Source organism: Almyronema sp. (genome assembly GCF_052168255.1).
Lineage (GTDB): Bacteria > Cyanobacteriota > Cyanobacteriia > Phormidesmidales > Phormidesmidaceae > Sphaerothrix > Sphaerothrix epifaneia.
In genome coordinates, this window is the sequence record NZ_JBQLZL010000109.1 from 1,940 (window position 1) to 27,223 (window position 25,284).

At 49.3% G+C, this 25,284-nt stretch carries 20 protein-coding genes, 3 tRNA genes and 1 pseudogene; 5 read left to right on the forward strand and 19 right to left on the reverse strand.

Annotated elements, in window-relative coordinates; all coding sequences use genetic code 11:
• The 6 genes and pseudogenes from ACTS3T_RS22380 to ACTS3T_RS22405 form a co-directional block, all read right to left on the reverse strand.
• Nucleotides 1-326 (reverse strand): annotated as a pseudogene (locus ACTS3T_RS22380) (hypothetical protein); the annotation flags it as partial.
• Nucleotides 323-1,174, reverse strand: coding sequence for an Rpn family recombination-promoting nuclease/putative transposase (locus tag ACTS3T_RS22385; RefSeq protein ID WP_377966992.1), 852 nt, complete (start codon nucleotides 1,172-1,174; stop codon nucleotides 323-325). The pseudogene ACTS3T_RS22380 and the gene ACTS3T_RS22385, both read right to left, overlap by 4 nt.
• On the reverse strand, nucleotides 1,171-2,118 hold the full coding sequence (locus ACTS3T_RS22390; protein ID WP_377966920.1) for an AAA family ATPase: 948 nt from the start codon (nucleotides 2,116-2,118) through the stop codon (nucleotides 1,171-1,173). Before ACTS3T_RS22390 ends, ACTS3T_RS22385 begins: the two co-directional genes overlap by 4 nt.
• Entirely contained in the window at nucleotides 2,103-3,452 is a 1,350-nt protein-coding gene (locus ACTS3T_RS22395) for a trypsin-like peptidase domain-containing protein (protein WP_377966922.1), read from the reverse strand. The genes ACTS3T_RS22390 and ACTS3T_RS22395 overlap by 16 nt, the downstream gene beginning before the upstream one ends.
• A 13-nt stretch (nucleotides 3,453-3,465) precedes the next feature.
• On the reverse strand, nucleotides 3,466-3,777 hold the full coding sequence (locus ACTS3T_RS22400) for a CU044_2847 family protein (RefSeq protein ID WP_377966924.1): 312 nt from the start codon (nucleotides 3,775-3,777) through the stop codon (nucleotides 3,466-3,468).
• A 242-nt stretch (nucleotides 3,778-4,019) separates the two neighbouring features.
• The gene (locus ACTS3T_RS22405; protein ID WP_462935788.1) at nucleotides 4,020-5,072 is read right to left on the reverse strand and encodes a PEP-CTERM sorting domain-containing protein; all 1,053 of its coding nucleotides are present in this window, start codon (nucleotides 5,070-5,072) and stop codon (nucleotides 4,020-4,022) included.
• Nucleotides 5,073-5,315: 243 nt separating this feature from the next.
• Here ACTS3T_RS22405 and ACTS3T_RS22410 point away from each other — a divergent pair, with 243 nt between their 5' ends.
• Nucleotides 5,316-6,299 carry a 2-hydroxyacid dehydrogenase gene (locus tag ACTS3T_RS22410; protein WP_462935789.1) on the forward strand — a complete coding sequence of 328 codons (984 nt, stop codon included), beginning with the start codon at nucleotides 5,316-5,318 and terminating at the stop codon, nucleotides 6,297-6,299.
• A 144-nt stretch (nucleotides 6,300-6,443) separates the two neighbouring features.
• Here ACTS3T_RS22410 and ACTS3T_RS22415 read toward each other — a convergent pair whose 3' ends face one another.
• From ACTS3T_RS22415 to ACTS3T_RS22425, 3 genes are all read right to left on the reverse strand, one after another.
• On the reverse strand, nucleotides 6,444-7,631 hold the full coding sequence (locus tag ACTS3T_RS22415; protein ID WP_377966930.1) for a citrate synthase: 1,188 nt from the start codon (nucleotides 7,629-7,631) through the stop codon (nucleotides 6,444-6,446).
• Nucleotides 7,632-7,937: 306 nt separating this feature from the next.
• On the reverse strand, nucleotides 7,938-9,113 hold the full coding sequence (locus tag ACTS3T_RS22420; RefSeq protein WP_462935790.1) for a DHH family phosphoesterase: 1,176 nt from the start codon (nucleotides 9,111-9,113) through the stop codon (nucleotides 7,938-7,940).
• 253 nt (nucleotides 9,114-9,366) lie between these two features.
• Nucleotides 9,367-9,864, reverse strand: coding sequence for an HNH endonuclease (locus ACTS3T_RS22425; RefSeq protein WP_377966934.1), 498 nt, complete (start codon nucleotides 9,862-9,864; stop codon nucleotides 9,367-9,369).
• Between the two features lie 294 nt (nucleotides 9,865-10,158).
• Between ACTS3T_RS22425 and alr the strand changes: the two genes are divergently transcribed.
• Together alr and ACTS3T_RS22435 are read left to right on the forward strand one after the other, a co-directional pair.
• Nucleotides 10,159-11,385: an alanine racemase gene (gene alr / locus ACTS3T_RS22430; RefSeq protein ID WP_377966936.1), complete on the forward strand. Its 1,227-nt coding sequence runs from the start codon at nucleotides 10,159-10,161 to the stop codon at nucleotides 11,383-11,385.
• A gap of 329 nt (nucleotides 11,386-11,714) precedes the next feature.
• Nucleotides 11,715-11,803 (forward strand) — tRNA-Ser (locus ACTS3T_RS22435).
• 145 nt (nucleotides 11,804-11,948) lie between these two features.
• Here the strand turns inward: ACTS3T_RS22435 and ACTS3T_RS22440 are convergent.
• The 7 genes from ACTS3T_RS22440 to ACTS3T_RS22470 all read right to left on the reverse strand — a co-directional run bounded on the left by ACTS3T_RS22440 (nucleotide 11,949) and on the right by ACTS3T_RS22470 (nucleotide 19,125).
• Nucleotides 11,949-12,482, reverse strand: coding sequence for a peroxiredoxin family protein (locus ACTS3T_RS22440; protein ID WP_377966938.1), 534 nt, complete (start codon nucleotides 12,480-12,482; stop codon nucleotides 11,949-11,951).
• Nucleotides 12,483-12,837: 355 nt separating this feature from the next.
• Complete coding sequence (locus ACTS3T_RS22445) at nucleotides 12,838-13,443, reverse strand: peroxiredoxin (protein WP_377966940.1); 606 nt, start codon at nucleotides 13,441-13,443, stop codon at nucleotides 12,838-12,840.
• Between the two features lie 211 nt (nucleotides 13,444-13,654).
• Nucleotides 13,655-13,726, reverse strand: a tRNA-Met gene (locus tag ACTS3T_RS22450).
• Nucleotides 13,727-13,919: 193 nt separating this feature from the next.
• Nucleotides 13,920-16,016, reverse strand: a complete 2,097-nt coding sequence (locus ACTS3T_RS22455; protein WP_377966942.1) for a peptidoglycan DD-metalloendopeptidase family protein — start codon at nucleotides 16,014-16,016, stop codon at nucleotides 13,920-13,922.
• An 886-nt stretch (nucleotides 16,017-16,902) separates the two neighbouring features.
• Complete coding sequence (locus ACTS3T_RS22460; protein WP_377966944.1) at nucleotides 16,903-17,379, reverse strand: tRNA (cytidine(34)-2'-O)-methyltransferase; 477 nt, start codon at nucleotides 17,377-17,379, stop codon at nucleotides 16,903-16,905.
• 268 nt (nucleotides 17,380-17,647) lie between these two features.
• Nucleotides 17,648-18,805 carry a glutamate--cysteine ligase gene (gene gshA / locus ACTS3T_RS22465; RefSeq protein ID WP_377966947.1) on the reverse strand — a complete coding sequence of 386 codons (1,158 nt, stop codon included), beginning with the start codon at nucleotides 18,803-18,805 and terminating at the stop codon, nucleotides 17,648-17,650.
• Nucleotides 18,806-19,043: 238 nt separating this feature from the next.
• Nucleotides 19,044-19,125: transfer RNA gene (locus ACTS3T_RS22470), tRNA-Leu, on the reverse strand.
• A gap of 468 nt (nucleotides 19,126-19,593) precedes the next feature.
• Between ACTS3T_RS22470 and dnaK the strand changes: the two genes are divergently transcribed.
• Together dnaK and ACTS3T_RS22480 are read left to right on the forward strand one after the other, a co-directional pair.
• Nucleotides 19,594-21,969 carry a molecular chaperone DnaK gene (dnaK, locus tag ACTS3T_RS22475; protein ID WP_377966949.1) on the forward strand — a complete coding sequence of 792 codons (2,376 nt, stop codon included), beginning with the start codon at nucleotides 19,594-19,596 and terminating at the stop codon, nucleotides 21,967-21,969.
• Nucleotides 21,970-22,048: 79 nt separating this feature from the next.
• On the forward strand, nucleotides 22,049-23,014 hold the full coding sequence (locus tag ACTS3T_RS22480; RefSeq protein ID WP_377966952.1) for a DnaJ C-terminal domain-containing protein: 966 nt from the start codon (nucleotides 22,049-22,051) through the stop codon (nucleotides 23,012-23,014).
• A 32-nt stretch (nucleotides 23,015-23,046) separates the two neighbouring features.
• Here ACTS3T_RS22480 and ACTS3T_RS22485 read toward each other — a convergent pair whose 3' ends face one another.
• The 3 genes from ACTS3T_RS22485 to ACTS3T_RS22495 form a co-directional block, all read right to left on the reverse strand.
• Complete coding sequence (locus ACTS3T_RS22485) at nucleotides 23,047-23,478, reverse strand: FKBP-type peptidyl-prolyl cis-trans isomerase (protein WP_377966954.1); 432 nt, start codon at nucleotides 23,476-23,478, stop codon at nucleotides 23,047-23,049.
• Between the two features lie 69 nt (nucleotides 23,479-23,547).
• Nucleotides 23,548-23,748 (reverse strand): 30S ribosomal protein S21, encoded by a 201-nt coding sequence (gene rpsU, locus ACTS3T_RS22490; RefSeq protein ID WP_377966956.1) that lies wholly within the window; start codon nucleotides 23,746-23,748, stop codon nucleotides 23,548-23,550.
• A gap of 556 nt (nucleotides 23,749-24,304) precedes the next feature.
• Nucleotides 24,305-24,886 carry a thioredoxin family protein gene (locus ACTS3T_RS22495; RefSeq protein WP_377966958.1) on the reverse strand — a complete coding sequence of 194 codons (582 nt, stop codon included), beginning with the start codon at nucleotides 24,884-24,886 and terminating at the stop codon, nucleotides 24,305-24,307.
• Between the last annotated feature and the right edge of the window lie 398 nt (nucleotides 24,887-25,284).

Genomic DNA, 25,284 nt, shown 5'->3' on the forward strand with positions numbered 1-25,284 from the left:
GAGGCGATCGCCCCTCGTATGGCATACTGGCTAGTGCGTTGAGCAAGGTACTGCGCTTCTGTGATACGTGCCTGCAACACCTTAGCCTTAGCTACCTCGGCAGATTGCTCTATCAGCCGTTCAAAGTGATAGTCAAAGATCAGCCGTTCTTCTTCGGTCTTAATCCAAAGCGTACGGCACAATCGCGCCAACGCTTTGCGATCTGATAGGCCAAATCCAAATTGAAGCGCTTTTAGAGCCAGTTGATACTCCCCCAAGCCTAAGGGTAGCCCTGCCTCCTGCAAACGAGAGAAAAGCGTTAGTAATGGCAGCAACTCATCAGTCATGCTCTCGCTTGTTCCAAAGCCTGAACATCGGCTACAGACAGTCCCGTTTTTTGGCTAATCGTTTCAACATCTAGAACATCTAGCAAGCTGCGAGCAATTTCTAGTGCTTTTGCTTGCGCACCTGCCTTGAGTCCTTCTTTGTTCGCTTTGGCGATCGCATTACGAGCATCATAGATATAAATCTCCTGCCGCTCTAAATCCTCCAGTTCCTCTGGTGTTAGCAAGCTCTGATTAGCAATTTCAAAGGCGTGCTGAATTTCGGGAACTGCTGCCATTGTGGGCGGGATCTGCTCTAATGACCTAGCTTCCTTCAAAAAATAAAACCATTTATCCGTTAGCGTCTCCAATTCTTCCAGCGACTTCGTAAAGATTGGCAGTTCAGCAAACACTAGCTCAAGATCGTAGATAGGATAATCAACCAAATAATCTTTCTCCTTCAGCACAAAGCGAGAAATCACGTTCTCTGAAAAGTCGAACATCTTGAAATCTGTAATAGTTAGCGCAATGACTGGATTTAGCAAAGTATAGCTTTCACCACTTTTGAGCTGAATGGAGTAAGCTTTGGCCGCATTATAGAGTATGCGTTTTTCAAACCCTTCAATATTGAGTATCTGCATTTCAATAATGACGGTTTTATTGCCCGTGACTTTAGCCCGTACATCTAGATAGGTGTCTTTAATACCGCGAATGCGAGGGGCTAGATACGGATTAAGGATTTCCAGATCTTCAATTACAGGCTGCTCGTTGTAGAGCAAAGCATTCAGAAAACTGATCAAAATATCTTTGCTCTGTTCAGACCCAAAAATTTTCTTGAAGGCAAAATCAGTTTTCGGATTGATAAAAATCACCACTGTCCTCCTTGCACAGAGTCTATCCGCGCTAGATAGCGCTGATGGTCTTCCCAGTTTTTAAGCAGTACGCCTAAATAGGGCAACTTGCCATTGAGCTTCGCTAGTGCCTCATCTTCAGGGTAGCGATGCAGCACTGTAAACCAATCTATAAGTTCACTAGTGCTAACATTCTTACCTGACATACCACGACCCTTGTGCATATCTTCTCGTAGCGTTAAAAATCTCTCCACAGCTCTGTCGATGATAAGATTTGGAGCCTTGGGGAATAGGGCTTCAACAATTTCGACCAGTCGTTGCTGGCTCGGAAATTCAACATAATGAAACAAGCAGCGTCGCAGAAAAGCATCTGGCAGATCCTTTTCATCATTACTGGTAATAATTACGATCGGCGGAGCTTTGGCCTGAATTTCTTGTCCCGTTTCTTCTACTACAAATCGCTGCTCGTCTAGCTCTAGCAGCAAATCATTCGGAAAATCAATATCAGCTTTATCGATCTCGTCAATCAATACCACCGTGCGCTGAGGATTCTGCAAAGCACGACCCAAAGCCCCCCAACGGACATAGGTTTGCGGATTGTCAATTTGCTGAATCTGCTCATTATCAAGTCGCCCCGCAGCGGCAAGCTGAGCATCTCGTAGACGTCCTACTGCGTCATAGGTGTATAGTCCGTCCCTTGCTCGACTCGTAGATTTCACGTACCAAGCTTCCAGTGGCAAATTTAGTTCATAAGCAACGGCCTGGGCTAGCCGCGTTTTGCCGCAGCCAGGTTCTCCCTTCAGTAATAGCGGACGTCCTAGAAAAATAGATAGATTGACCGCTTCTACAAGTTCAGGGCTAGGCAAATAGGGAAACCGCAACTGACCTGTTTGAGGATCTTGCTCATCATATATTGGCTGTTTTTTACCTGTGTAAGTCAGCTTGCCATTTATAGCTTTAGCCACCGCTCTAGCTCCTCGTACCAGTCACAGCCACAGCGCTCGCAGATTTCCTGCAAGACTAGTTCTGGTATACCATCGTCGCTGTTTTTTAAAATTTGCTCGACAATTTCTTCTTCATTCTTAAATTCTGGTGGCAACTCATCAGATTCGTCTGTGATCCAGTCCAATAGCTCATTATCAGAAAATTCTTCTAACCGAGGCGATCGCACTGGAAACTGCGGCGACCAACGAGAATCAATTTTTTCAACGAACGGTGCGTTCCAGTCTCCTACTCGTCCCTGATAGTCAATTAGAAACATCAGCAGCTTGTAATCAGAGGCTGGTGTTTTTAGCTCACGAGCCTGACTGGCTAGCGGTAGCCAGAAGTCTTGCAGTAAACCTTGAAAGCTAGCTTGAGGCAAGAAATCTACATTGTGGAAAATGAGTAAGACATTTTGCGTTTCCCACCAGCGATACACACGCTGAATAATCTCTTCAGGCACAGGCTGTCCTTTTAAGCCGACACGTCTAGCTAGCTCCCGCCATAGAGCACTAACATCGCTACGCCGCACTCGCCGAGACAAATCAACTTTGACCACTTTACCTGTTAAGTTATGGGGCAAGTGTTGATTGACTAAGCGATTGAGCAGCCATTTCTGGCCATATCCAGGATCGCCGTAAATCAAAAGCGCGGCGATCGCATGTTTGCGAATCAGTTGCGTAAACTGCCGTACCTGTTGCCGATAGCCCAACTTCATCAACGTCCGATAGAGCTGTTCGCTATCGACCACGCGCCAAATTTGATTCAACGCTTCAATCGAGATAGCTAAACCAAATTCTCCCTGCCCCTGTAAGTGACTGACAACCCCAATAACAGTTTCACTACCAGTATCGATTACTGGAGAACCGCTATACCCTGGCTTCAGAGGATGGTTATCTGTGATTTGCAAATCCCAAGCTTGAATCCGATCGCCGCTGTGAGCGTGTAGAGCGACTTGATTCCCTAACTTACCAGACAGTGATCTCCGCTGACGGTAACTATCAAACTTTTGAAAACCAATGGTTTCGATTGTATGACTGCGATCGCCTGAGCATCTTAGTTTTAATGGCGGCTTCTGCCACAAGCCCTCGACCTTCAAGACAGCCAAATCTAATCCTTCAGGCTCCCCGGAAGTAGCGACCGTTGCAGACATGCCATCCACATAAATATGACTTTCCCCACCCACATCCTTAACGACATGAGCGCAAGTCAAGATATATACAGCTCCGCTACTGCGACGAATAACAAACCCTGTACCAAAGTAGTGGTTGCCTGGAACCTGGCTAGTAACTAAAACAACTGAGTTTTCTAACTTCACGAGAGCGTAGATCTTATGCCTTTGGCTTTAGCACCAGTTTAACTGTCAAGTTTGCTTCAGTCTTCGCTTTTGTAATGTATAAGTTGCCTTCGCCTTCAAAAGCGATACCCAGCTCTATTTCAGCTTGGTCAATATCCATATCCCGGCTTAGCTCTTTCCAGGTTTCTGCAATTGGCTTACAGGCTTTTAGCAGCAATGGCTTGATTCTTTCAAAAGAGGCATCTACTTTTTGAGCAAAGCCGCCTGAAATTTGCTGTGCCTGATCTTCAGGAACTTGCGCTTCTATTAGTGTGCCGTCTTGTAGTCGAATGAGTTTAGTAGCCATGCCTATTCCTTGTCTGCTTTAAGCTTTATGCTCTCACTAGAGAAGCCCCAAAGTCTCCTAAGTGTCCCGAACCTCAATATTCAACTAAAGCTTAGGTTCTGATCATTCACGTCATGATCAAAAAAGGCTGGGCAATCGCCCAGCCTAACCTATTGCTGAATCTTCGGAGCTTTTTCCAGACTCTCTCAAGATGCTGCGAGAACTGCTAAGTTGCACCTAAAAATTTGGCTTCTAGACAAGTATTAAGCTCTCTGTTGCTTGCGTCGTCGTTTCAGCACACCAAAGCCGAGAATTGTTGCCATTCCTAAGGTGGTAGCTGGCTCAGGAACTGCTTTAGGATCGGGGTTATCCGGGTTATCGGGATTATCGGGATTATCAGGCGTATCGGGATTGTCTGGCGTATCGGGGTTACCGGGAGTATCAGGATTGTCCGGATTATCAGGCGTATCGGGGTTATCCGGGTTATCGGGATTGTCCGGCGTATCGGGGTTATCGGGATTATCGGGGTTGTCTGGGTTACCGCTGTCGTCAATCAGGGGGCTAAAGGCTGTTACCCCATCCCAACCGATTGCTTCTGCACTCAGCGCTGCGGTAAGGTCGCTGTTAAAGACCACTCGATAATCAAATGGACTTTGCAAATCATCGGTGTTAGGAGCCATGACTGAGCGATCGGTTCGCAGCGGCGCAAAGAACGAGTCACCCAAGAACACAACCTGATCATTCACTAAGTCCAGCCCTGAGGGTGTTACGGTGTTGGTGGCACCGCTAGAGAGCTGTGCCCGTACGTAAGTACCAATACCGGGAATGCCCTCGCCCGTGGTCGGATCTAATTTCAGCAATACGCTAACGGTAGGGCCACCCCCTGTCCCATAAGTAGGCAGCCAGCCGTTAGTGGTAAAGCGACGAAAGTCTTCGCTGGGGCTACCTTGCGTACCATCTATACTAAAAGCCGCGTACAAGTTAGACAAACCATCCCACAAGAGGCCAATTCCGCGCCCATCGGCTCCTGTCGTTTCATAATCGGCTCTGGCCCAATTTCTTAAGCCGTTGGTAAAGCTGGCAACGATCGGATCTTGGTTTTGTCCTGAAGCCTGATTAGTGCCAATATAGAGCGTTGTGTCTCCGAAGGTGACTGAGGCCGCACCACTTGAGATAATGGTGGCCTCGTCACTATCTAGCGAAAATTTCGGTACATTATCGTTAATAGCGCTAAAAACAGCCGCTTGGCTAGAAGCTGCCACGAAACTACCCAACAGCGCGATCGCACTGCTCAGAAAAACTGAGGAATACCTCATACTTCAAAAAGCTCCAAGTCTTGCTAAGACGAATACACCAGTCTCAATTCGTCAATTCACACGCTTGGCAGATTGCTCTGCACCCAGAAGGTTTTACGCTCCAAACCCTTTATAAATACTTTGTAAAGCATTGGCATTGTTAGATACCCCGAACCCCGATGTTGATTAAACGGGCAAAAATCCGCCTTAATCTCCGAAAAAAGACGCTATTATCCGAAGTTCCCGTCTTATTGGGTGATTTTTATGCCTGAATCCACTGAATTTAAGGTACGGCTAACTCGTCGCTTACCCACTTCCCTAGCAGCCTTAGAGCAAATGGCAAGCGTTGAAGTCTGGCCTGAGCGACAACCGCCAACGGCTGACGTTTTGCAATCAAAGCTAGCTGAGGTGGACGGCCTGCTGTGTTTACTGACAGATCCCATTGATCAAGAGTTAATAGCAGCAGCGCCACGCCTCAAAGTCATCAGTCAGATGGCTGTCGGCTTTGACAACATTGATGTGACGGCTGCCACGGCGCGGGGAATTCCTGTAGGCAACACACCAGGGGTTTTGACAGAAGCCACAGCGGACTTTACCTGGGCACTGATGATGGCTGCAGCGCGGCGAGTGGGAGAAGGCGATCGCTTTGTCCGCAACGGTCAGTGGCAAACGTGGGAACCTGACTTACTGCTAGGGTTAGACATTGCCGGAGCAACACTTGGCATTATTGGCTTAGGCCGTATCGGACAGGCTGTCGCCAAACGAGCTGTGGGCTTTGATATGCAGATTTTGTATACGGGGCGGCATCGGTGTGATCCGGCCTTAGAAGCAGCGTTAAAAGCCACTTATGTTGAGCTAGCCGAATTGCTCGCAAACGCTGACTTTGTCTCGATTCATACCCCACTGACACCTGCCACTCAATCGCTGATAGGGGCTGCCGAACTGCGGCAGATGAAATCGACTGCTTTGCTGATTAATACTGCCCGTGGAGCAATTGTGGAACCAGAAGCCCTTTACCAAGCACTCATCAGCGGCCAAATTGCCGGAGCAGCCCTAGATGTAACCGAGCCAGAACCGATTTCACCAGAGAGTCCTTTATTGCAACTCGATAATGTTACCTTTGCCCCGCATCTAGGCAGCGCTAGCCGAGCCACACGAAAAAAAATGGCCGACATGGCGATCGCCAACCTGATTGCCGGACTCCAAGGCGATCGCTTGCCCCACTGCGTCAATCCCGAAGTGTATTAACTTGACTCAATAAGAAAACTAACAACTGGCAAATAAAAGCCCTCCAAAGGGAAGTTTGGAGGGGCTGGAGTTCCTGAAAATCGTCACTGGACGTATGATGCCGGGGATTTTCGCAGTTGGGAAGAGGGGTCTAGCCCATCAGGGCTATTCCTGAACCAGTCCATTACTGGTAATAGACTTTTTGTCCCAAAGCTGAGGCCGCTCGGCTAAAGGCACATAGGGCTGATCGTGGGGGCCACTGTAAATTTGCGTGGGTCTAAAGATGCGGTTAGCTTCTAGCTGTTCTTTCCAGTGAGCTAACCAGCCAGCCGTACGGGCGATCGCAAAAATAGGCGTGAACAAATCAGTAGGAATGCCAAGCTTGCGATAAACTAATCCCGAATAAAAATCAACGTTAGGATAAACACCTTTACTGCCCAAGCGCTCCGTTACCACGGCTTCCAGTTCCAGAGCAATGTCGTAATATTCGTCTCGGCCAAACTTTTCAAACAGTTGCTCTGCCAGACGTTGCAAAATAATTGCTCTGGGATCTTTAACCTTATAAACTCGGTGGCCAAAGCCCATAATTTTGGCCTTACGCTGAATTCGATCTTCAATGTAAGGCCGCACATTTTCGACTGAGCCAATTCTCTCTAGCATCTCAATCACTTCTTCGTTAGCACCCCCATGCAAAGGCCCTGCTAAAGTGCCCACCGCAGACGCGACAACGGCGTAAGGGTCAGTTAACGTTGAAGCCGTCACCATGGCCGAAAACGTAGAGGCATTAATGGTGTGTTCAGCGTGGAGCGTCAAGCAAATGTCAAAAATCCTGGCAGCCAACGGATCTGGCTCACGCTCGTTCAGCATGTAGAGAAAGTTAGCCGCATAGCCTAAATCATCCCGAGGCTGTACCGGATCATTTCCTTTACGAATCAGTTGAAAGGCAGCCACCATAGTGGGGATTTTCGCCAGTAGCCGTACGGCTGCTGCTTGAATATAAGCTGGATCATCCAAAGCTCGTCGCGAGTAAAACAGCCCCAAAGCCGCTGCACAAGCTTGCAGTGCATCCATTGGGTGACCGCTTTCAGGAAAGCATTTCATCATGTCTCGAATACGAAATTTGAGCCGTCGATGAAACTGGATCTCATGCTCGAAAGCTTCTAGCTCTTGCTTGGTGGGCAATCCTCCCCAAATGAGTAAGTAAGCCGTTTCTAAAAATGAACTTTTTTGGGCGAGTTCTTCAATCCGAATTCCTCGATATTCCAAAATGCCATTTTGGCCATCAACATGGCTAATACTGGACTGAGTTGCCGGAACTCCCTCAAGTCCGGGCCGATAGTCACATACCGTCATGATCTCACCGTTGCTATGCGCTAAGTTTATTCACCGTGAATGACCCCCAAACATCTGTTGCAACTGCAACAGATATTGGGTGAGAACGCTTCGCTAGCAATGCCAAGCCTCCTCAGTAGTTTCTCAGAAAACTTGCTAGTCGCTTTCAGGCAGCTTTCCAGAGACGGTAGCTCGATCAAACATAAAGCCAAGCGCTGTCAGAGCAATCACGTAGCCTCTGCAGCAAAAAGCTGCTAGAAAACTTTAGTGTAAGGCATTCAAGCGCCAGCCAAGGTTTATCCACTGCTGCCGAAAGACCCGGTTTGCTTAGTCGGTATTCAAGACGCCATCTTCGGGGTTAATCAAGCGCAGCAACTTTTGTTTGACCTGGGTGTCAAAGACTTCCCATTTGAGGCGGTTGTAGTCGCTGTTTTCGTAAAAGCCTGACAAAAATCCAATCGGAATTTCAAAGCCACCTGCCATCGATCGCCCACCTCCAAAAAAGCGGCCTTGATTGTCTTGGCCAAAAGCTTCTTTGATGAATTCGTCTGGATCGAGGGTAATTTTGCTGGTACGCAATGAGCCAATAACGACTTCGCGTTCTTCGTCTTCGTCGTGGACAATGCCATACACAACCGCTGTATGCACGTTTTCTTCGGTGACTAGAAAGTCGGCAGCTTGGGGGATAGCATCTCGGTCTTCGTAGCGCAGATAGCCGACGCCAGCAATCGAAACGCTGTTTTCGATTTTGCGATTACGCAGCGATCGCTCAATCACATCCATCACACGTTTAGAACGCGACGCTTGCAAAACCGCGCTCAAAAGTTGAGCATCGTAGTAGCGACTCAAATAGGCCGCTGCTAAGAAATCATCTTCAGCCGCATGCATAAGGTGGTTAGTATCTGAACGCAAACCGTGCATCAAAGCTGTTGCACATTTCACATGACGACTATTGCTGCGATCAAGTTCAAGCAACCCGGCTTGCAGATATTGGGTCAAGATGGTGGCTGTAGCCCGGATATGGGGACGAACATCTAAAACCTCTGCTTCTAGCTTGGTCTGATAAGCATGATGGTCGATGACCAAAACCAGCGGCACGCCTGCGGCTTTGACTAGGGGCGTCAGTTGACTGGTAGTCCCCTGGTTGTCGATCAGGACATAGCCCTGGTATTTAGCAAAGTCAGGGTTGTCGTTACTTTGCAGGTTCCAGCGGCGGGCGGGTAATCCTGTGAGCTTAACTAAAGCTACATTTTCTTGATGACTGAGTGTACCCGCATAAAAAATATCGCAGGTAATATCGTAGTCTTTAGCAATGAGTTCGTAAGTCCAAGCAGAAGACAACGCATCGGGATCGGGAAAGTCTTGCAGTAAAATAATTTGGCGATCGCCCGCATGAGCCTCTAACATCCGCTCAAGCGCCCGCGTTGGCTGTTCGCTGCCGCGTCGCTCCAGAAGGCCAGCTTCGGGCTTAGGGGAATCTGCCACAAGTTGATTATTTGCCATTAGGTGAATAGTAAGCGTATCGACTAAAAAAGTTTTGCTTCAGCGGGTAGCTGCCTTCTACGGGTCAATCCTAAGCGGGTAGAGACTTGCCTTTGTTCTAAGCCGTGTTTAGGTTTCTATACTTTGATTATCCAGCGCCAACTGAAAATTGCCAGGGGTGAACCCTGACTTTTAGAGAATCTATAACGAAAGATAGATAAAGCAGCGAGGGGGTTGACCGTTTCTGGCGTTGCTGGCGTTTAAGGGGCGTCCGTTAGGTGCCAATTACGTATTTGCGCCACTCCTGATGAATCCCACTTCTGACCTGGCGGCTAACTTCAAAGTAAAGACTGCTATAAGGCCGCCGGGGCGGGCTTTGTAGCGGCATATTTGCTTCTTTGGGCGTGCGATTGCCCTTTTTGACGTTGCAGCGAACACAGGCCGCTACCATGTTTTCCCAAGTGTCACCGCCGCCTCGCGATCGCGGTAAGACGTGATCAAGGGTCAAGCCATCGCCTGCATAGCCACAGTATTGGCACGTATGAGCATCTCGATGAAGCAAATTACGGCGGGTGAGCGGAATTTCTTTGTAAGGCACACGCACGTAATGCCGCAAGCGAATGACCGTAGGCAGCGGTAAGTCGGCGTAGACCAGCTTGCCGTTATGTTCAATTCGCTCTGCCTTTCCTTTGATAATCAAGACCACCGCTCGTCGCCAGCTGGTGATGTTGAGGGGTTCGTAAGAGGCATTGAGTACCAGAACCTTGCTCATCGAGATTAGTCAACAGAATGTTCCCCGATACTAGCACAGTTACTCTACCGTCTGTTTGCTACAGCGATCCGTCCGCAACGAACAGTTGCAAACCAGCTACCAACCTTAGCTTTAAGGCTGTTGTCTGTTGAATAACCCCTGCTAGACTGTCACTTAAATTGGTGTACCGGGGATAGATCAGCGTTTGTTCAAAGCTGCCTTAAAGGCAAATAGAACAAATTTAGAAAAACCGAAACGATATAGAGCAGTCGCGGTCAATACTAGGCTGCAGTGAGTGGTGAGGAGTGATGAATCATGTTGAGTTGGGAAACATCTTCAAGCATTGCATCCATGCGGCACTGTCGCGCTTGGGTGGAAATCGATCTAGCTGCGCTCAAACACAATGTTGAGCAAATCAAAGCCAGTTTAGCAGCTCGAAGCGATCTGATGGCCGTGGTCAAAGCTGACGCTTATGGACACGGAGCCGTTACCGTTGCCAAAACGGCGTTGCAGGCAGGGGCGAGTTGGCTCGGTGTGGCGACCGTCCCCGAAGGAATTGAGCTACGTCAAGCTAATCTGAAGGCTCCTATTTTGGTGATGGGGGCGGTGAACACACCTGAAGAAGTGCGGGTGATGGCGCGATGGCAGCTACAGCCGACGATTGTGACGCCGAAGCAGGCGCTGGTCTTTTCCGATATTTTGGTCAATGACAGCAAGCAGCGATCGCCTTTGCCCGTTCACTTAAAACTCGATACGGGTATGTCGCGACTTGGCTATTCATGGCAGCAAGCAGCCGATTTTTATCGGTTTGTGCAGCGTTTGCCACAGCTTGAGATTGCCAGCGTTTACTCTCACCTGGCAACGGCTGACGACCCTGATCCAACTTTTATGCAAACCCAGCAGCAACGCTTTGAAGCGGCAATTGCTCAACTGCGATCGCTAGATTTGCAGCCACCGCGTTTGCACCTAGCCAACTCAGCCGCTACGCTTACTGACGCGTCGCTGCACTACGATTTAGTCCGGGTGGGGTTGGGGCTATATGGCTTGTATCCGGCTCCGCATTTGCAAACAGCCTTATCCCTCAGACCCGTTATGCAAGTAAAAGCTCGGATTACTCACTTAAAAACGATTGCAGCGGGCACAGGTGTCAGTTACGGACATCAGTTTGTCGCTGATCGCCCTATGCGGATTGCAGTAGTCGGCATTGGCTACGCGGATGGAGTGCCTCGCTTGCTGTCAAATCGGTTAACGGCCTTAATTCATGGCACCCCTGCCCCTCAGATTGGGGCGATTACGATGGATCAGATGATGCTGGATGTTACCCATCTGACCCATTTGCAAGAAGGCGACATCGTAACGCTGCTAGGGCGCGATCGCCAAAGCCAAATTACAGCAGAAGATTGGGCCAATACCTTAGGCACAATTTCCTGGGAAATTCTTTGTAGTTTCAAGCACCGCTTGCCACGCATTTTGGTAGAGTCAGCCTGTGAAATTGAACCAACGGCCACCCATCAAGACAGCGATGCATCACAACGACCCTAGCAATAAGCAAAAAGTCGTTCAACGGAGGGCGATCGCCAACTGAAGTTGGCGATCGCCCTATCTACGCAACAGTCAAAAAGACTATGCAATTGCTGCAAATTCTGGCCTGACTGATATAGCTAAAGGCAGAAGGTCAAGGGCAGAAGGCAAAATGAAAGCTTTTCTATCAGAGGCTTTCAGCGATTGAAGCGGCTCAACACTGGTGGCTCTGGCTATAGTAAAGTCAACATGGCGGTGCGAACGCTTGGCTCTGCCAGAAAGGCCAACGGATTTGTCGAGTCAGGTGCAATCCCCAGCAGATTTTCTGCTATGATAAATCTTCGAACCACGGAGAGGTGGCTGAGTGGTCGAAAGCGGCAGATTGCTAATCTGTTGTACGGTTAAGACCGTACCGAGGGTTCGAATCCCTCCCTCTCCGCTTTAGCGGCTTTAAGTTTTATCCGCGCAGCCAAGTTTAGATGTCATCCTCTGCACCTGCTGTAGCTTTTTAAGCGATCGCTTAAACCTGAACACACTTGGTCTAAAGCAAGCTGAGTCGCTTACAGGCTACTGTTCAGTCTTGCTCAAAGATACTTGAGCAACTGCTCTGTACGGGCATTGGCATCTAAAAAAGAAAACAAATGGCGGTAGACAACATTACCCTGCCGATCAAGCACAAATTGGGCTGGCAGCGGTGCGCCAAGAGCTTGCCCCGTGCCGTAGCGCCGAAAGACCTGGCAGCTAGGATTACTCAACAACGGTATTTCTAGACCCAAATCTCGCTGCACAATCTGGCTTTGACGCTCATCGGTGCTGGTAATTAGCAAAACAGCCGCGCCCTTAGCTTGGAGGCGCTTGGAGGCTTTGTTCAGTGCCACAATATGAGGAAAACAAAGCGGACAATATTGGTTTTCAGTGAAGATGCGAGTAAAGGCCAGAACAACAGGCTGCTTACCCCAGTAGTCTGAGAGGGTCACCATCTCTTTTGACTGGACATGGAGTAGGTGAAAATCAGGCGCGCGATCGCCAATATTAAGGCGACTACAGGCTGGAATGGGCAAGAAGTTTTTAAAGAACCGCTGATTAATCAAACCGCTGAAGTTGGTGGAAGTCAGCATAATTTTGGGATGGGATTAGCCGCTGGTAGCTGGACAAAAAATGATAGGGATTAGTGGAGGTGTCATTGCTCGGCATTACCTAGCTGATGAGACAGGTGGACACCGACGCCGCATCACCCCCAACTGCACCACTGATAGCTAAGGGTAAAAGGGCAGAAAGAATGCGTTGCTGCCAGCGGCTTTGCGCGATTGGAGTATCTTAACGCTTGTAGCTACCGACATGAGTTTCTCTAGATAGAGCATATCAGCCCTCTAAAGCATCTAAAAAGCGTCTAAAGCCCCAAGTATGACTGCACAATGGCAGGTCTTCTTGGGGCTTTAATCGGTTACTTAATCGTTTTTAGTCAGGTTGCGATTAAACTGCTGCGAAGAATTCCTTGGACTTCACCGGATCAGGATTCATCGTCTTTTCACCCGGTTGCCAACCTGCGGGGCAAACCTCGTCTGGGTGAGACTGAACATACTGAACCGCTTGCAGAACGCGCAAGGTTTCATCGACATTACGACCGAAGGAAAGGTTGTTGATCGTTGAGTGTTGGATAATGCCGTCTTTATCAATGATGAACAAGCCCCGTAGCGCCACGCCAGCATCCGGGTCTAGCACGTTGTAGGCACTGCTGATTTCCTTTTTAATGTCAGACACTAGCGGATAGTTGAGATCGCCAACGCCACCTGCTTTACGCTCGGTTTGAATCCAAGCCAAGTGAGAAAATTCACTATCGACTGAAACCCCTAAGATTTCAGTATTGATGTCTTTGAACTCACTGTGGCGATCGCTGAAAGCAGTTATTTCAGTGGGGCAAACAAAAGTGAAATCAAGCGGATAGAAAAACAGAACAACGTATTTGCCGCGATAGTCAGATAGTTTGATGGTTTTGAACTCTTGATCAACAACGGCTGTTGCCGTAAAGTCAGGAGCCTCTTGGCCAACACGCAGGCATCCTTCTACCTGATAAGTCATGAGTTCACTCTCCTAAATACTTGCGTCTCAATAGGTAATAACCAAGCTGGACCGCCCCGGTAGGCGAGATTCCCAAAACTTAGCTTAAAACTGCTCACTTTTTAGAATATATCATACTCGTAATGATTTCGCCTTCACAGACAAAGCTTGCCCCTCAAAAGCATAAGCCCTACCCCAAAACCTTACTCTGTAATTTTTTCGGTAAATAAAATGGCTCAGGCGTGATTTGAACACGCGACCAAGGGCTTATGAGTCCCCTGCTCTACCACTGAGCTACTGAGCCAGAAAACAGACAAATTGAGTCAGCCAACGCTGCATCAATCACACAGTTGTACAATTTAACACAAAAACAGTCGCTTAAATATCGGATCTAAAAAATCTGCGAAGATTAATTTCAAAACGCGATCGCCCAGAAAACACCCCAAGATGCCCTAAAACCTAGGACACCCTGGGACATAGCGGAGACAAACTTAACCTTAGCGACTAGGCAAGAAAGCGATGGGGTTAACGGTTCCTTGACCCGGCAAGTGAATTTCAAAGTGCAGGTGAGGCCCGGTACTATAGCCCGTGCTACCCATCTCGGCAATCTGCTGACCCTGAGCAACTTGTTGACCAGGGGTTACCAGCAAACGGCTGTTGTGGGCATAACGGGTCATACTCCCGTCGGGATGGCGAATTTCAACCAAATTGCCATATCCGCCAGAATTCCACCCGGAACGCTCAACAACGCCTGGAGCTGCCGCCATTACAGGTGTACCAACAGGCCCAGCAATATCTAGACCTTGGTGCATCCTACCCCAGCGCCAACCATAGCCAGAGGTTAAAACACCCGTTGTTGGCCAAGCATAGCCATTAAAGTGGCTGGGTGTCTCAGGCAAAAATTCATCGGCTGCAGGCAAAGCTGGCATCGCTGGCGATACCACTCGACCCGTAGGTGTGGGGTTGAGCGGCGCATAAACCTCAGAGCCAAGCGGAGCCGCAGCAAAAAGCTGAGCTTGCTCTACCTGAGGTAGCGTATTCGGCAACGAGGGAGACTCAGGCTCAGAGCCACGGTTGCTAAATTCAGGATTGAGAGGCACCACTGCGCGAGTCGAAGCCTCAACCGTCCCCAAAGCAACCTCAGGAACTTCAGGTTGACTTGCCTGAATTTGACGAGCCACCTCAACATTTGCCAGCAAGTTGGCAACATAGGGATCAGAAGCAGCCTCTGCCAACTCAGGCGTCTCGCTGGCTTCTGCAGTCGCGGCTACGTCATCAATCTCAGCGACAGTAGGTTGCTGCCTAAGCTTGTTTAGTAGATCAGCTGGGTCAACACGATGAATGACCGTAGCTTGCAGTCTGGCAAGTCGCGGATTAACGCCATCAGCTGCTTCTACTTCAGGCTGAAAAACGGAAGGCGTCGCGGCGGCTAAAGCATCGTTGTCAGTTTGAGGCGATAAGCTTTGCTGAGGAACCGCTAGCACATTACCAGCCACAATAAAGTTGGGGTCTGTAATGCCGTTGAAATCAGCTAGTTCAGAAGCCGATATGCCATAGTCTCTAGCGATCGAAGCGACTGTGTCACCGGAGCGAATTTCGTAAGTTTGAGCAGCTGTTGGAACTACCGCAATCGGTGCGGGCAAGGCCGTAACCGTTTCAGCTATCTCAGCCGTTGGCACCAGAGGTGCTTCTACAGCAGGCGTCTCCCATGATTGCGCAGGCGATGAGGCCAATGACTGGGGAGTAACATTTGGAGAAGCTGCCGCTGCACTCTCGTCGGTTTCAACCTGATCGGCTGCTGAAGGTTGGAGAGATAAGCCAGACTCGAACTGCCAAGTTTCATCTGTAGCAGTGGTTAGCGGATCAACCGGGCTGAGTTCTGGAGATGCCTCTAGAGCAACATCTACGGACTCTGAAGAGTCTAGGCTAAGCGGTTGCTTAGAGAGTCTCTCTACAGACTCAGTTTCGGCAGAGGAGGCTGAACTTCCTACTGAGCTTTCTAAAGCATTTTCTGGAGATGCTTTAGCGATAACAGGAACACCTTCCTGAGCAGCAATCTCAGATTCAAATTGGGCTTCGGCCTCGACTTGTGAAAGCACTGCGCTCAGCTCGTCGCGCTTTTGATTGAGCGTTTGCAAAGCTTCGTCTTGCTGAGCTTTTAGTTGAGCGTCTTGTTCGGCTGAAGCACTCAGAACCTGAGCTTGAGAAAGCTGCGGTGCTTCATCAGCCAGCGCCAGCTCTAGAGGAGCCTGAGGCTGACGGTTAGTCGCCGCAACGGGCACTCGTAAAACCTGCCCCACCTGTAGAACGGTATCTTGAGTGACACCGTTGGCAGCCTCAATCTCTCCCACATCTACGCCGTGAATTTGGGCGATTTGCCAGAGTGTTTGTCCGGCTGCAACTGTGTGATAAGCAGCCGCCTGAGGCGTTGCCATCGCCACCGTGGTGCCTAGACCCGGCATTGAGGCAATGCGTAGTGCGAGTGGGACGGTTGGTAAAGAAAACCTAGCGGCAGGTACTTCAGCGGCTGCTGCTTGATCTTGGCGAGGGAGAAGTGCTCCTGACGCCCCCATTGAAAGGGCGAGACCAATCATGGCAGCAGAGGTGCGTACTCTGCGTTGGTTTCCGGAAAACCCTTGCTCTTCCTGCTCAAAACTTTTGCCCTCACAGGGCGAATGATATGAGTCAGATACGGGTTCCTGTGGAAATGCTCGTTTCAAGGAACGACCTCCTAATGACCAGCGTTCAACTGTTGTTCGGACACAATCTGGCTCAGTCGAGCCATATGCACCACCCAATTCAAAGTCGATCTTGGCGCATACTGTTTGCAAGGAAATGGCAAAACCGCTGGGTTGCGATTCTGACTAGGTAACATTACCTTGCTAGCCTAACTTAGGCAAGTTTACACGAGTTAACGAAAAATTCAATCCCTATCCTTGCGCTTTATTTTGTCGAATGAATTCTAATGCGCAGTACCAAAGAAGTTCAAGCTTTAAAAAATTTTCTCAATCAATTCCTCACTTTATATATATGGGATGTATGCGGGTTTTACCAGCCAAGGATATTACTTAAACGACCGCCAAACGCCCTATCCAGAAAGGAATACAGGCTTTTTGACAGTAGCTTAAAAGCGATAACAGTTTGGCGATGGTTCTACAGTTTACCCAACAAGGATAAGCTCAAAAACAAATAAGATTTACTTTTGAGTGCCCATGTTGGCGGACAGACTTCCGCCTAAACGATTTTCAGGAATTCTTCGTTGTCTCCGGAAGTCTATAGAAATTTCTTATCGAAATCTTGTCCTTTTTGTATTACTCACGACTACAAACCAACTTTGAAGTTCCGCAAAAGCGGCAAAATCTCAACGCCAGATTAATGAACATATATAAATAGAGTAGTGAAGCCGTTCTGCTGACAGAATGGCTCAGGAATGGCTAGAAACAGAATGGCGTTGGATAACTTTAGGTAATCAGGAAATTGTTAGCTCAAGTTGGGTTCGAGTTGACCGAGTTGTCGCAAAGCCTCAAACAAACCGATCGCTACGCTAACCGAGAGGTTGAGGCTACGCACACCTGCTTGAGCCATCGGAATACGAGCGACCTGCTGACAGGTGCTTAAAATCTTGGGTGAGAGTCCTTTTGTTTCGCTACCAAAGAGCAACCAGTCAGTTGGTTCAAAAGTAATGTGAGTATAGCTGCATCGTCCTGAAGTGCTAAATCCTATCCATCGCCCAGGTGCTTGTTGCTGCGAATATTCTTTGAAAGCAGCAAAAGAAGGGTGAACTTTCAAGTCAACGTAAGGCCAGTAATCGAGTCCGGCTCGCTTGAGGTAGCGATCGCTTAATTCAAAACCCAAGGGGCCTACGAGGTGAAGTTCAGTGCTGGTAGCAGCACAGGTGCGGGCAATATTGCCCGTATTGGGCGGAATTAGCGGGTTAACCAGAACGATCTTAGGCATTGAACAGGTGAATTTTATTGAAATGCGTGTAGACAGGCTACGCGGCCAGCCTATCTAAATTTCTAAAGATAACTATCAGCATTTACTATCATTGGCCAGCACCAGGCAGTCTCTCACAATGGCGTGGTTTCTGCCGTGTCGGTTTTAGGGTGCCGGGGGCCAATCGTGGATGGGTTGGCGTAATGCCCTTAGCCCAAATGTCTGAATTGACTGTTAGGTGCGGTTGAGTTGTTGAAAAAGAGCAGGCTGTTTTTGGTTGGGGCAGTTGCTACGCTGCTAGGGGTTGATAGCAGAGCAAATCGGCTTCTAGCGCCTCTTCTTGCTGCTGAGCAGCGGCGATCGCCTGCATCAAAATAGTCTGGCAGTCTTGGCCTTGGTTGTATTGGGCAAGCCACTGCTGAGCTTCATTGCCTTCTCGCAAAATTTTCTTGAGCGGTAAGAGAAAGCAGGCAATGCCATGCTGCTTAGCAATAGGCCAGACTTCATCGTAGAGTTGACTAATCCAGTCGGCAGCTATAATTTTTTTGCCTGTCTGCCAGTGATGCAACTCGGCTTCTAAACTACGATGAGCCGCTGCCGTTTCATTGATATCGGTTATTTCTAATAAAGCGGTAGAGCGATCGCCTTGAGCGAGCTGACTGCTCAGCAGCGGATCTAAGCTTGGATCGGCAATTAGCTGCAGCAACCTCGCTTCTAGTAGGGCTGTAACGGCCAATAGCGAAATCGGATCGATGGCTAAATCGCAGATGCGCAGTTCTAGGCGGTTGAGGTTGTAGGGACGGCGATCGCCATTAGGTCGCACAGAACTCCATAAATGCCTAACATTTTTCATGCCCCCTGTCGCCAGTTGTGCTTCAGTCCAGCGGATATAGTGAGCATGGCTTACGAACAGAGGAACTTGAGGCGGCGTCTTAGGAAAAACATGCCAGCGAGTAGAATGATAGCCAGTCGGTCGGCTCAGCAAAAAGGGAGAAGAGGCCGTCAGCGCCAAATACAACGGGGCTTCTAAGCGCACTAAACGACAAGCCCGCATCAAAACTTCTGGATCGGCAATGCCAATATTGATATGGATGCTAGCCGTTACTACCTTAGTGCCATAAGTCTGTTCTATATAAGTATGGTAAGGATTACCGGGGTCAGAGCGATAAAACTGCTCACTGCCGCCAAGTGACAACGTACTGCCGGGAATCAGGGTATAGTCTCCGAGTTGTTTAAGATAAGCTCTTAAGCGCTGGCGAGGTTTGACCAATTCGCAAAGAAGCTGTTCGTATTGGTACAGCGGCGCAGTGGTGTACTCAACATTACGGCTATCTGGCTCTCGTACGAACCCATCTAGGTCATTCACAATTTGATCCGAGAGGCCCACCGCTTTTCCCGCTGGCGTACCCGTATAAATCTCAATTTCAAATCCTTTAGAGAGCAGCACGGTTTTCCTCAACCTCGCAACAGAGCACACGGTCAGTCATACTTTCACCCTATGTTATCGGGGAACATTAAAGGGTTTCTATACAATTTGAAGGAAATTTGCCCGCAAAGCTGTTTGACAGCGTCATCATCGCAGCGGCGGCTCTCGTCTTTGACCCCGTAGGCAGGCTAAAACCCAACCACATGCCTACTGGTAGCCATTGGTTCTTCAAAGAGCAGACTCTGTAGAGATAACGTTATGCGGATGAAAGGACTTGAACCTTCACGTCCGAAGACACTAGAACCTAAATCTAGCGCGTCTACCAATTCCGCCACATCCGCATTCAGTGAGCTAGTATAGCAAGAAAGCAGCCACTCTACGCTAGCCGCACAAAGAATTTTGCAAATATTCTGAGTCAGTTGGAGCCAAAAGGACTAAGTGGGTTTTGGGCTGAGCGGCAAAGAACGCTGGCTGGCAGTCAAACCGCGATCGCTATCTGCTTAAAGCAGGAGTAGATGCACGCAGTAACCCTCTGAAATTAGCCAACTCGTCTGGCTTTGAAGTTACTGGCGCAGAGTAGCCAGATGAAATATATCAGCAAGGGCAAGAAGCCTCTCTCGGCACAGACTATTATTAAGTTATGAATAGTTACAGCCGTAGCTCTAAAGTTCAAAGTCAAGCAGTGGCTTTTTAAAGTTTGGCTGACGGTCTATATCTTCTAGCAGCAACATTCGGTAGGCTAGAGCAGAATTGACTTAGCCCTTAGCCAGCGAAAGCTTAGTCGTCGAATACGGGAGCAACCAAATCGCATGGGTAAAGTAGTTGGCATCGACCTGGGAACCACGAACTCAGTTGTCGCTGTCATGGAAGGGGGAAAACCACTAGTAATTGCCAATACCGAGGGTATGCGTACCACGCCCTCCGTTGTGGCGTTTAGCAAAGAAGGTGAGCGCTTAGTCGGACAGATGGCGCGTCGTCAAGCTGTGCTTAATCCCCAAAATACGTTCTATGGCATCAAACGCTTCATGGGGCGTCGCTATAGTGAGCTTAGCCCAGACTCCAAACGAGTTCCCTACACCATTCGGCGCGAAGAAAATGGCAGCATTCGCATCAAGTGTCCGCGCCTAGAAAAGGATTTTGCTCCTGAAGAAATTTCGGCCATGATCCTGCGTAAGCTAGCTGACGAAGCCAGTCGTTACTTGGGTCAGCCCGTCACAGGCGCTGTGATTACGGTTCCAGCTTACTTTAACGATGCCCAACGGCAGGCAACGCGCGATGCGGGAAGAATTGCGGGTTTAGAGGTAAAACGTATTTTAAATGAGCCAACAGCGGCTTCTCTGGCTTATGGGCTAGATCGGCAATATCGCCAAACCATCTTAGTCTTTGACTTGGGCGGCGGCACCTTCGACGTTTCCCTGTTAGAGGTGGGCGATGGGGTATTTGAGGTTAAAGCGACCAGCGGCGATACCCAGTTGGGCGGCACCAATTTTGACCAAAAAATTGTTGATTGGCTAGCAGAACAGTTTTTACAAGCCGAAGATGTTGACCTGCGCCGCGATCGCCAAGCTTTGCAACGGCTTACAGAAGCCGCAGAAAAGGCCAAAATTGAGCTTTCAGGCGTCGCTTCAACCGAAATCAACCTACCGTTTATTACAGCTACAGCTGATGGCCCAAAGCATTTAGAAACTCGCTTAAGTCGGCTGCAGTTTGAGGAAATGTGTAGTGATTTGCTGTCGCGGTTGCGGGGGCCTTTGAAGCGAGCCTTTGCAGACGCTGGCATGACCCCTGCCGACATTGATGAGGTGGTTTTGGTGGGGGGCGCTAGCCGCATGCCGATGGTTCAAGATTTGGTGCGTACCCTGATTAAGCTAGAGCCGAATCAAAACGTCAATCCGGATGAAGTAGTGGCGGTGGGGGCAGCGATTCAAGCGGGCATTTTAAACCAAGAGATTCAGGATATCTTGCTGCTAGATGTCACTCCCCTCTCGGTTGGCCTAGAGACAGTAGGTGGCGTGATGAAAAAGCTCATTCCGCGCAACACCACGATTCCAGTACGGCGCTCTGATGTGTTTTCCACCTCTGAGAGTAACCAAACGATGGTGGAAGTCCACGTCTTGCAAGGCGAGCGAGAAATGGCGGCAGACAATAAGTCGCTGGGTCGCTTTAAGCTGATGGGCATTCCTCCCGCCCCTAGAGGCGTTCCTCAGGTTTTAGTTTCTTTTGACATCGACGCTAACGGCATCCTGCAGGTATCTGCTTTAGACAAAACCACCGGGCGAGAACAATCCATTACGGTGCAAGGGGCTACCGGATTAGAAGAAGCCGAAATTCAGCGAATTATTCGCGAAGCGGAAGAAAACGCCGAAACCGATCGCCTGCAGCGAGAGCGTGTAGAAAAGCGCAACCGGGCTGAAGCATTGACTTATCAGGCCGAACGGGTGCTCAGAGAAGTTGCTTTAGACTTTGGTATGCAGTTTGCTCGCGATCGCCGCCGCCGGATTGAAGGTTTGATTCAAGAACTGCGAGATAGCCTAGAACGCGGCGATGAGCGGGGTATTGATATTGCCCAGGCAGAACTTCAAGACGAAGTCTACGAGCTAAATCGGGAAGCCTACCTCTACGACGAAGAAGGCGAAGAAGAAGACTTACTCAGTCAAATTGGCGGGACGCTGCGTCGAACCTTTTCAGGGGATAAAGACCGCGAACTAGATGACTACAACTACGGGGGTAGCGGTAGCTGGAACCGGGATAACCGCTGGGAAGACGATGATTGGGGCTGGGACAACAGCTACGATCGCTCTCCCAGTCGCCCTGCTTACGACACCCGCGGCGATCGCTATGAACCGCAACCGCCAGCCGCCCGTGATCCCTACGCCCGCGATCCTTACCCCCCCCGGCAGAGCTATCCAGCACCTGATCCTTATAGCCCTGACCCGTACGACCCTTACACAGGTCGAGGAGAAGGGCGTGAGAGCTATCCATCTCGTCGTCGCCCAGAACCGCCTTTACCCGAAAACGGCTATCCGCCTGCTAGCCGTTCAACCCCGCCTGAAGACCGCTATGCTCGTCGCGATCGCCGGAGTCGCGACTATCCGCCCCAGCAGCCGCCCGCCGACGCAAACCCCAATCGTTACCGGGATGCTTATGATACTGAAGAGTGGGGAGATGACGACGAGTGGTTCTAAACTCGCTGTTGGCCGCCTGCTGCCAGCGGTTGGTTATTGAGTGTAAAAATTACGACTCAGATTTTTTTAGACGGTATTCATGCAAAACTTTCGAAACTACTACGAAATTTTAGAAGTTTCTAAAGAGGCCTCAACAGAGGAGATTAAACGCGCTTACCGTCGTTTGGCGCGCCAGTATCATCCGGATATGAATCCGGGGGACAAGTTGGCAGAAGAACGTTTTAAGCAGCTAGGAGAAGCTTACGAAGTTTTATCTGATTCAGAGCGGCGATCGCAGTACGAAGAATTTAGCAGCTTTTGGAAGCAAAAAGGTTTTCGGGGTCGCAAAGGAAGCAATGGTCGAGGCGGGCTTTCGCTAGAAGATCTAGACTTTGGTGAATTCCGCGACTTTAACAGCTTCGTCGATCAGCTTTTGAACCGCCGCCGAGAAGCCAGCAATGGCAAAGCCAGCCCTCGCAGCCGTCCGGTTACCGAAGATCCCTATCGACCCGCCAAAACCAAAACCGCTTATACCGTTCAAACCAAGTCTAGCCGCCGAGATGCCGAAGCTAGCCTGAGCTTGCCCCTAGAAAAAGCGTATACAGGGGGACGTGAACGGGTGCGCCTAGAAGACGGGCGATCGCTAGAAGTCGATATGCCAGCCGGAATGATTACCGGACAGCGGATTCGGCTTAAAGGGCAAGGAATTGGCGGCGGCAACCTGTATCTCAGAATTGAGGTACAACCCCATCCTTTTTTTAAGCTGCAGGGCGATCATATTGTCTGTCGCATACCGACTACGCCCGCCGAAGCAGCTTTGGGGGGCGTTATTGAGGTGCCCACCTTAGATGGGTTAGTCAAAATGAACATTCCCGCAGGCGTACAACCCGGTCAGCGGTTGCGGCTGGCGGGCAAAGGGTACCCGGTTGGCCAAAATCGACGCGGTGATCAAATCGTACAGATTGAAATTGTAGTGCCCAGCAGATTGAGCGATCGCGAAAGAGAACTCTATGCTGAACTACGCCGCACCGAAACCCTTAATCCCCGCGCCGATTTACCCGTTTAGCCCATTCGTTTAATCAAAGCTGACCGATCCGGCTAAGAGGCAATATCCACTAGCTGAATTTCAAAGGTAAGTTCTTCACCAGCTAGGGGATGATTAGCATCTAGAACAACTTTGCTACCTTCAACTTCAGTCACCATCACGGGGATCATCTGACCGCTAGGGTGCTGTAGCTGAAACTGCTGGCCGATCGAAACTTCAGCTTCAGCCGGAAGTTGCTGGCGCTGCACCTCAAAGACAATTTCAGAACGATGAGGGCCATACGCTTGGTCACAGGGAATCACTTCAGTTTTTGCTTCACCCGGTGCCATGCCGACTACGGCTTGCTCAAAGCCAGGAATCACCTCTCCACCTCCAATAGAGAATTGAAAAGGTTGGCGATCGACTGAAGAGTCAAAAACGGTACCGTCTTGTAGCTTCCCTGTGTAATGTACAACTACGGTATCGCCAGTTTTAGCCTGTGTCATGATATTGATTTCTCCCGATTACTGGGGAAGTGATTACTACGATTTAAGCATTAGAGTTGAATGCTCGTTTTAAGTCTGCTTGCTACGGCTACGAAAACGCCTTTGCTGCCGATGTTTAGCCACTTCTTTACGTTTTCGCTTCTCGGCAGGCGTTTCAAAGTGGCGATTCTTTTTCATATCTGAGAAAATTCCAGCTTTCGAAACCTTGCGTTTGAATCGCCGCAAAACTGACTCAATTTGTTCATTTTCTCCAACGACCACTTGGGCCATATAAATCCTCCTAGGTGTCTTCGTTAAAAGTGGGTTGAGCTATCTTCTAAGGGTTGTTCGGCGTCACCTCTTGAGTTGAGCTAGAGGAGCCGTATGCTTTAGCAACAGGCTATTTTAACGCCCTGTTCCAATTCACTAAAAAAGGCAGGAAAGCCTCTCCCGCTCGCCTGTCAGAAGATGTGAAACTTGCAGCTAAAGGCAAAACAAAAAGTTCTCTGTCAGCGGCTTTCAGCCATTTATCAGCCCAATTTAAGTGTCTCAACTCTAGAGGCTACAGCTTTAGTTGAACCGTAGCTGCCTTAACAATGGCAAACAAAGCCGCAGATTCCCCCCGACAAACGCTAGAGGGGATACTCAGGAAAACTGACCGGATCAAACAAACTGCCAAAAGCAAAGCTTGCACGCCAGCAAAAAAACAGCCACCGATAGTTGCCCCGGGTACCATCATAACGCCATCAACTAACTGATCGAAACCGATACACTCGCGATCGCGACGAAATATCTAACGTCCAAAGCGCCAAAGCCTCAGCCTATTGTCAATTACGCTGGCAGCAGACTAACCAAAGTAGGGTGGTTCATTACCCGGTTTCCACTTGATGTTACAACCCACGCTGGGGCGTTGTTCGGGTGGGACGTGCTGATCGGCTAGCACCTGATCGAGGGCACCTCTTAGATCTTTGCCTGTAACGGGTACACCATTGCTAGGACGGCTATCGTCAAGCTGACCGCGATAAACCAGCCGTAAATTGGCATCAAATAAAAAGAAGTCTGGGGTGCAGGCAGCCGTATAGGTTTTGGCAACCGCCTGAGATTCGTCATAGCAAACCGGAAAGTTAAACCCTTCCGTTTGCGCCATCGCTTTGAGGTATTCTGGGCTGTCTTGGGGGTGCGTGTCTACGTTGTTGGCGCTGATCGCCACAATACCCACCCCTTGAGGCTCATAATCTTGCCCTAGTCGTGCTAATTCGGTTTTGACGTGCTTTACAAAAGGACAGTGCTGGCAGAGGAAGATGACTAGCAAGGCTTTTTTATCGGCAAAATGATCGAGCGAAACCATTTCTCCTGAAACCACGTCAGGTAGCCGAAAGCTTGGGGCAGGCGTCCCCAGCGCTAACATCGTCGATTCAACCATGACCACGGGCAAGAACCTCCCTTCCAACAAATAACGTCTATAACGCTTTAGTGTCTATCAACTGAATGTCTGCCAACCCGCAGCTTTGAATGCAGCTAGAGGGCGGGTTGTGACTTTAAAAGTTCAATTCGCAAACCCGTTTTGCCAGCCTATCGATCGCTTTTAGCAGTCTATAGAGGTGGCAGCCAAGGCGCTAACCGCCAGCGGCAAAGGCAGACATCACCAAGATAGAAAGCAATAAACCAGGACTCAGCAGCAAAATCAGCGTAACCAGTTCGTTAAGTTCCATTGCCATAAATAGACTAGATTCAAGTCCATGATGACGAATTTAGGGCAGCAGAGGGGCGGTTCTTTCTTAAACAAAGCCTAAAAAAGGCTGACAAAGCAATGGACAAAAAACTTTG